This is a genomic window from Saccharomonospora iraqiensis subsp. iraqiensis (assembly GCF_000430445.1).
GTDB lineage: Bacteria > Actinomycetota > Actinomycetes > Mycobacteriales > Pseudonocardiaceae > Saccharomonospora > Saccharomonospora iraqiensis.
This window is the reverse complement of sequence record NZ_KE387084.1, coordinates 55,432-62,290: the sequence shown is the minus strand read 5'-3', so window position 1 is coordinate 62,290 and position 6,859 is coordinate 55,432. Positions and strand designations below refer to the sequence as shown.

Annotated in this window: 8 protein-coding genes; all 8 read left to right on the top strand. The window is 71.6% G+C overall.

Annotated features, from left to right (window positions below; translation table 11 throughout):
• Positions 1 to 350, top strand: a 350-nt coding sequence (locus ACTIR_RS22610) for a 2-oxo-4-hydroxy-4-carboxy-5-ureidoimidazoline decarboxylase (RefSeq protein WP_034239309.1), incomplete at its 5' end; no start/stop codon positions are given.
• A complete protein-coding gene (gene uraH, locus ACTIR_RS0110090) occupies positions 347 to 676 on the top strand; it encodes a hydroxyisourate hydrolase (RefSeq protein ID WP_026454182.1) in 330 nt (109 codons plus the stop codon). The genes ACTIR_RS22610 and uraH, both read left to right, overlap by 4 nt.
• A gap of 4 nt (positions 677 to 680) precedes the next feature.
• Complete coding sequence (pucL, locus tag ACTIR_RS0110085) at positions 681 to 1,586, top strand: factor-independent urate hydroxylase (RefSeq protein WP_026454181.1); 906 nt, start codon at positions 681 to 683, stop codon at positions 1,584 to 1,586.
• Between the two features lie 22 nt (positions 1,587 to 1,608).
• Positions 1,609 to 3,105, top strand: coding sequence for a nucleobase:cation symporter-2 family protein (locus ACTIR_RS22605; RefSeq protein WP_026454180.1), 1,497 nt, complete (start codon positions 1,609 to 1,611; stop codon positions 3,103 to 3,105).
• 5 nt (positions 3,106 to 3,110) lie between these two features.
• Positions 3,111 to 3,929, top strand: a complete 819-nt coding sequence (locus tag ACTIR_RS0110075; protein ID WP_026454179.1) for a hydroxypyruvate isomerase family protein — start codon at positions 3,111 to 3,113, stop codon at positions 3,927 to 3,929.
• Between the two features lie 48 nt (positions 3,930 to 3,977).
• Positions 3,978 to 4,862: a 2-hydroxy-3-oxopropionate reductase gene (locus ACTIR_RS0110070; RefSeq protein WP_026454178.1), complete on the top strand. Its 885-nt coding sequence runs from the start codon at positions 3,978 to 3,980 to the stop codon at positions 4,860 to 4,862.
• A 49-nt stretch (positions 4,863 to 4,911) separates the two neighbouring features.
• The gene (gene gcl / locus ACTIR_RS0110065; RefSeq protein WP_026454177.1) at positions 4,912 to 6,687 is read left to right on the top strand and encodes a glyoxylate carboligase; all 1,776 of its coding nucleotides are present in this window, start codon (positions 4,912 to 4,914) and stop codon (positions 6,685 to 6,687) included.
• 40 nt (positions 6,688 to 6,727) lie between these two features.
• A partial coding sequence (locus ACTIR_RS27685; protein ID WP_161629629.1) for a glycerate kinase occupies positions 6,728 to 6,859 on the top strand: 132 nt, incomplete at its 3' end.

Sequence of the window (6,859 nt, the reverse complement as noted above, 5' to 3'; positions counted from 1 at the left end):
CCGCGGCACGCGGGCTCGGCGCCGACGAGGTGGACCGGGCACTCGCGGCGCACCCGCGCATCGGGGAGCGCGCCGAGGGAGCCGACACGGAGTCCGCGTGGTCCCGACAGGAGCAGGCCGGGGTGGACGCCGAGGAGGCGACCAGGCGGGCACTCGTCGAGGCCAACCGCGCGTACGAGGAGAAGTTCGGCCGGGTCTTCCTGATCTGCGCCACCGGACTGTCCTCCGACGAGATCCTCACCGCGCTGCGCACGCGACTGGACAACGACCCCGCCCGCGAGGCCGACGTCGTCGCCGACGAGCTCCGCAAGATCGCGGTGCTGCGGGTGCGGAAGTTGGTGACGGCATGAGCGCGGTCACCACCCACGTCCTGGACACCGCCGCGGGCCGCCCCGCCGCCGGCGTCCCGGTGCGACTCGAACGGGCGAACGGCGCCACCGTCCTCGCCGAGGCCGTCACGAACGGCGACGGCCGCGTGCCCGACCTCGGCCCAAACGAACTCGACGCGGGTCACTACCGGCTGGTGTTCGACACCGCCGCCTACTTCGCCGCCACCGGGCAGACCGGCTTCTTCCCCGAGGTGGTCATCACCTTCGTGCTGGCCGACCCCACGCAGCACTACCACGTGCCCGTGCTGCTGAGCCCCTTCGCCTACTCGACCTACCGCGGGAGCTGACATCATGGCCATCGTTCTCGGCCCGAACCAGTACGGCAAGGCCCAGACCCACCTCGTCCGCGTCCAGCGGGACACCCCCCGGCACGAGATCCGCGACCTCACCGTCTCCACCGCCCTGCGCGGCGACTTCGGCGCCGCCCACGTCGACGGCGACCAGGGCGACGTGCTGCCCACCGACACCCAGAAGAACACCGTCTTCTCCTTCGCCGAGGAACACGGCGTCGGCACGATCGAGGACTTCGCCCTGGCGCTGGCCGAGCACTTCCTCGCCCAGGCCCCCGCCGCCACCGGGGCCCGCATCGAGATCGACGAGACCCCGTGGCAACGCATCGCCACCGGCGACGGGGAGCACGACCACGCCTTCGTCCAGTCCGGCCTCGGCACCCGCACCACCGTGGTCAACGTCGACGGCCGCGGCGCGGACCGCACCGCCCACGTCGTCTCCGGCATCAAGGACCTCACCGTCCTGAAGTCGACCGGGTCCGAGTTCCACGGTTTCCTCAAGGACCGCTACACCACACTCGCCGAGACCGACGACCGCATCCTGGCGACCTCCCTGATCGCCCGGTGGCGCTACGGCACCACGGACGTGTCCTGGGACGAGACCTTCGCCTCGGTGCGCGGCCTGCTGCTGGCCCGGTTCGCCGAGATCCACAGCTACGCCCTCCAACAGAGCCTCTACGGCATGGGCCACACGGTGCTGGAGAAACACCCGGACATCGCCGAAATCCGGTTCTCCGCGCCGAACAAGCACCACTTCCTGGTGGATCTGTCCCCGTTCGGGGTGGACAACCCGAACGAGGTCTTCCACGCCGCCGACCGCCCGTACGGGCTGATCGAGGCAACCGTCCAGCGCGACGACGCCCCCGAGGCCGGCGCGGCCTGGCACGCCGTGCCCGGCTGGGTCTGACGACACCCGCAGGAGGTCAGCAATGACGCTGTTCCAGCGCTCGTCGAAGTACCGCGGCCGGCCCGAGGACGAGCTGTACTCGCTGCCGAAGCTGCTCGCCTACGGCACCCAGCACATCCTCACCATGTACGGCGGGGTCATCGCGCCCCCGCTGATCGTCGGCGGCGCGGCCGGGCTGTCGGCGGCCGACACGGCCCTGCTCGTCACCGCGGGCCTGTTCCTCAGTGGCCTGGCGACGCTGCTGCAGACCCTCGGCATCGGCCCGGTGGGCAGCCGCCTGCCGATCGTGCAGGGCATCTCGTTCGCCAGCGTGTCCACCATGGTGGCCATCGCCTCGGAGGGCGGGGTGCGCCCGGTGTTCGGGGCGATCATCGTGGCCGGGCTGATCGGCCTGGTCGCCTCGTCGTTCTTCGCCCAGCTCGTCCGATTGTTCCCCGCCGTGGTGAACGGCACGATCATCACGGTCATCGGTCTGTCCCTGATGCCGGTCGCGTTCACCTGGGCCCAGGGCGGTGACGGCGCCGAGGACTTCGGCTCGATGGCCAACATCGGCTACGCCGGACTCACCCTGGTGATCATCCTGGCGATCAGCAAACTGTTCCAGGGCGCGATCTCCCGGCTGTCCATCCTGATCGGCCTGGTGATCGGCACCCTGATCGCGACACTGACCGGCAAGGCCGACTTCTCCGGGGTCGGCGAGGCCGACGTGTTCGCGCTGCCCGCCGTGCTGCACTTCGGCACGCCCACCTTCCAGGTCGGCGCGATCGTCTCGATGACCATCGTCATCTTCGTGATCATGGTGGAGACGACCGCCGACATCCTCGCCATCGGCGAGATCGTGGAGACCGACGTCGACGCGAAACGGGTGGCCGCCGGGCTGCGGGCCGACATGGGCGCGACCACCGTGGCGCCGCTGTTCGGCACCTTCCCCGCCAGCGCCTTCGCCCAGAACGTCGGACTCGTCGCGCTGACCGGCATCAAGAGCCGGTTCGCGGTCGCCGTCGGCGGCGGGGTGCTGCTGCTGCTCGGCCTGCTGCCGGTGGTCGGCGCCGTCGTCGCGGCGATCCCGTACCCGGTGCTCGGTGGGGCCGGCATCGTACTGTTCGGCTCCGTGGCCGCCAGCGGCATCCGCACCCTCGCCCGGGTGCAGTACCAGGACAACCTGAACATGGTGATCGTGTCGGTGTCGATGGCGTTCGGCATCATCCCGATCGCCGCGCCCGAGTTCTGGGACGCCTTCCCCGAGTGGCTCGGCATGATCATGCACTCCGGCATCAGCGCCGCCGCCGTCGTCGCCGTGCTGCTCAACCTGCTGTTCAACGAACTGTCCTTCGGCAACAAGCCCGGACCGTCGGTGTTCGAGGCCGCCGAGACCAGCATCGACCAATTCGGCGACACGCTGGACGACGACATCCCGGACGGCGAGACGCACCGCCGCGAGTCCCCCTCCGGGAGTGACCGCCCCGGCGGGGCCGACCCCGCCGACGTCCCGTCCCACCGGACGGAGGAACCGAGGTGACCCCCATGTCCCACACCCTGCCCTACGCGGTGAACTGCTCGCTGCTGTTCACCGAACTGCCCGTGCACGAACGCCCGGCCGCGGCGAAGGCCGCGGGCTTCGACGCCGTCGAGTTCTGGTGGCCGTTCGCCGAGGCCGTGCCCGGCGACGCCGAGGTCGACCGGTTCGTCGCCGCCGTCACCGACGCGGGCGTCCGGCTCGTCGGACTCAACTTCTTCGCCGGCGACCTGCCCGGCGGCGACCGCGGCCTGGTGTCCTGGCCGGACCGCGCGGGCGAGTTCCGGGACAACGTCGACGTCGTCGCCGGCATCGGCGAGCGCCTGGGCACACCCGGATTCAACGCCCTCTACGGCAACCGCCTCGACACGGTCGCCGACCACGAGCAGGACGCCCTGGCCGTGGAGAACCTCGCGCTGGCCGCCCGGGCCGTCGGCCGGTTCGGCGGCACGGTGCTGGTGGAACCGGTCAGCGGGCCACAGCCGTACCCGCTGCGCACCGCCGCCGACGCGCTCACCGTCCTCGACCGGGTGCGCGCCGAGGCCGGCACGACCAACGTCGGCCTGCTCGCCGACCTCTACCACCTCGCGGTCAACGGCGACGACGTCGACGCGGTCATCGCCGAGCACACCCCGCGGGTGGCGCACGTGCAGATCGCCGACTCCCCCGGCCGCAACCAACCCGGCACGGGCGAATTGCCCCTGGACAAACACCTCGCCGACCTGCAGGCCGGTGGCTACTCCGGCTGGGTCGCCCTGGAGTACAAGCCCACCGGCGCCACCGTCGACAGCTTCGACTGGATCCCACCGCAGCGCCGCCGCGCCTGAGACCACCCGAGCGAGACCGATCCCCGATCCCGAAGGAGCCCCCGACTCATGAGCACCATCGCATTCCTCGGCCTCGGCATCATGGGCAGCCCGATGGCCTGCCACCTGGCCCGCGCCGGCCACGACGTCGTCGGGTACAACCGCACCCCGGACAAGACCCGGCCGCTGACCGAGGCCGGCGGCCGCGCCGCCTCCTCGATCGCCGAGGCGGTCACCGGCGCCGACGTGGTCTGCGTGATGGTCCCCGACTCGCCGGACGTGCAGCAGGTCCTGGCCGGCGAGGGCGGGGTGTTCGCGCACGCTGCCCCCGGCACCCTGGTGATCGACTTCTCCAGCATCCGCCCGGACGTCACCGTCGCGCTCGACGAACAGGCCCGGCACCGGAAACTGCGGCTGCTCGACGCCCCGGTGTCCGGCGGTGAGGCGGGCGCCCGCAACGCCACCCTCTCGATCATGGTCGGCGGCAGCGAGGCCGACTTCGCCGAGGCGAAGCCGCTGTTCGACACGGTCGGCGGCACCGTCGTCCACGTCGGACCGAGCGGCTCGGGCCAGACCGTCAAGGCCGCCAACCAGCTCATCGTCGCCTCGAACATCCAGGCGCTGTCCGAGGCCGTCGTCTTCCTGGAGTCCTACGGCGTGGACACCGACGCCGCGCTGGAGGTCCTCGGCGGCGGCCTGGCCGGGTCGAAGGTGCTCGACCAGAAACGGCAGAACATGCTCACCCGCTCGTTCGACCCCGGCTTCCGCATCGAACTGCACCACAAGGACATGGGCATCGTCACCGCCGCCGCCCGCGAGGCCGGGGTCGTCACCCCCGTCGGGGCGCTGGTCGCCCAGCTCATGGCCGCCGCGAAGGCCGCGGGCGACGGCGGGCTCGACCACTCGGGCCTGCTGCGCGGCGTCGAGCGGCTCAGCGGCCGCACCGACAGATGACCACCCGCGGGGGCCGGTGGGCCCCCGCCGCCAGAGACGGAGGGAACACATGGCACGCATGCGAGCCGTCGACGCCGCGGTCCTCATCCTGGAGAAGGAGGGGGCGACGCAGACCTTCGGGCTGCCGGGCGCCGCGATCAACCCGTTCTACAGCGCGATGCGGGCGCACGGCGGGATCCGGCACGTGCTGGCCCGCCACGTCGAGGGCGCCTCGCACATGGCCGAGGGCTACACCCGGGCCGCGCCGGGCAACATCGGCGTGTGCGTGGGCACCTCCGGCCCGGCCGGCACCGACATGATCACCGGGTTGTACTCGGCGTCGGCCGACTCGATCCCGATCCTGTGCGTCACCGGGCAGGCCCCGGTCGACAAACTGCACAAGGAGGACTTCCAGGCCGTCGACATCTCCTCGGTCGCCGCACCGGTGGCGAAGTGGGCGGTCACCGTCCTGGAGGCCGCCCAGGTGCCGGGTGCGTTCCAGAAGGCGTTCCAGCTCATGCGCCAGGGCCGCCCGGGGCCGGTGCTGATCGACCTGCCGCTGGACGTGCAGCAGGCCGAGATCGAGTTCGACCCGGACACCTACGAACCGCTGCCGGTGGCGACCCCGGCGGCGAGCCGGGCGCAGGCCGAGCGGGCACTGGCGATGCTGTGCGAGGCGGAGCGCCCGCTGATCGTGGCCGGGGGCGGGGTCGTCAACGCCGACGCCGCCGACACGCTCGTCGAGTTCGCCGAACTGGTCGACGTGCCCGTGGTGCCCACGCTGATGGCGTGGGGCGCGATCCCGGACGACCACCCGCTGACCGCGGGCATGGTCGGACTGCAGACCTCGCACCGCTACGGCAACGCCACCCTGCTGGCGAGCGACTTCGTGCTCGGCATCGGCAACCGGTGGGCCAACCGGCACACCGGCGGGCTCGACACCTACACCGCCGACCGCACGTTCGTGCACGTCGACGTCGAACCGACGCAGATCGGCCGGGTGTTCGCCCCCGACTACGGCATCGTGTCCGACGCGGGCGCCGCGCTGGAGCGGTTCGTCGAGGTGGCCCGCGAATGGAAACGGGACGGGCGACTGCCGGACCGGACCGACTGGACACAGCAGTGCCGCCGGCGTCGCGGAACCATGCTCCGCCGGACCCACTTCGACACCGTGCCGGTCAAACCGCAGCGGGTCTACGAGGAGATGAACCGCGCCTTCGGCCCGGACGTGCGCTACGTCAGCACGATCGGCCTGTCCCAGATCCAGGCCGCGCAGCTGCTGCACGTCCACCGGCCCCGGCACTGGATCAACGCCGGCCAGGCCGGCCCGCTCGGGTGGACGGTGCCCGCGGCACTCGGGGTGGCCACCGCCGAGCCGGACGCCACCGTGGTCGCCCTGTCCGGCGACTACGACTTCCAGTTCCTCGTCGAGGAACTGGCGGCGGGCGCGCAGTTCCGCATCCCGTACCTGCACGTGCTGGTGAACAACTCCTACCTGGGGCTGATCCGACAGGCGCAGCGCGGGTTCGACATGGACTACTGCGTGCAACTGTCGTTCGACAACATCAACTCCCCCGAACTCGGCGGCTACGGCGTCGACCACGTCAAAACCGTCGAGGGACTGGGCTGCCAGGCGATCCGGGTGTTCGAGCCGGACGACATCCTGCCCGCGTTCGAGAAGGCGCGGACACTGATGGCCGAACACCGCGTGCCCGTGGTCGTCGAGGTGATCCTGGAGCGCGTCACCAACGTGTCCATGGGCACCGAGATCGACAACGTGGTCGAGTTCGAGGACCTCGCCGAACACCCCGACCACGCCCCCACGGCGATCGCGCTCGCCGACTGACCGCACCGGCCCCACCGCCACACGCCGGAGAGGACCCCCCATGCCCACCGTGCTCGTCGCACCCGACAAGTTCAAAGGGTCGGCCACCGCCGCCGAGGTGGCCGAGGCGGTCGGCACCGGCCTGCGGCGGGTCCTGCCGCACGCGCGGGTGCGTGCCGTCCCCGTCGCCGAC

Excerpts from the sequence above, each read along its gene's own strand:
- uraH (WP_026454182.1), top strand. The coding sequence starts at position 347 with ATGAGCGCGGTCACCACCCACGTCCTGGACACCGCCGCGGGCCGCCCC.
- pucL (WP_026454181.1), top strand. The coding sequence starts at position 681 with ATGGCCATCGTTCTCGGCCCGAACCAGTACGGCAAGGCCCAGACCCAC.
- ACTIR_RS22605 (WP_026454180.1), top strand. The coding sequence starts at position 1,609 with ATGACGCTGTTCCAGCGCTCGTCGAAGTACCGCGGCCGGCCCGAGGAC.
- ACTIR_RS0110075 (WP_026454179.1), top strand. The coding sequence starts at position 3,111 with ATGTCCCACACCCTGCCCTACGCGGTGAACTGCTCGCTGCTGTTCACC.
- ACTIR_RS0110070 (WP_026454178.1), top strand. The coding sequence starts at position 3,978 with ATGAGCACCATCGCATTCCTCGGCCTCGGCATCATGGGCAGCCCGATG.
- gcl (WP_026454177.1), top strand. The coding sequence starts at position 4,912 with ATGGCACGCATGCGAGCCGTCGACGCCGCGGTCCTCATCCTGGAGAAG.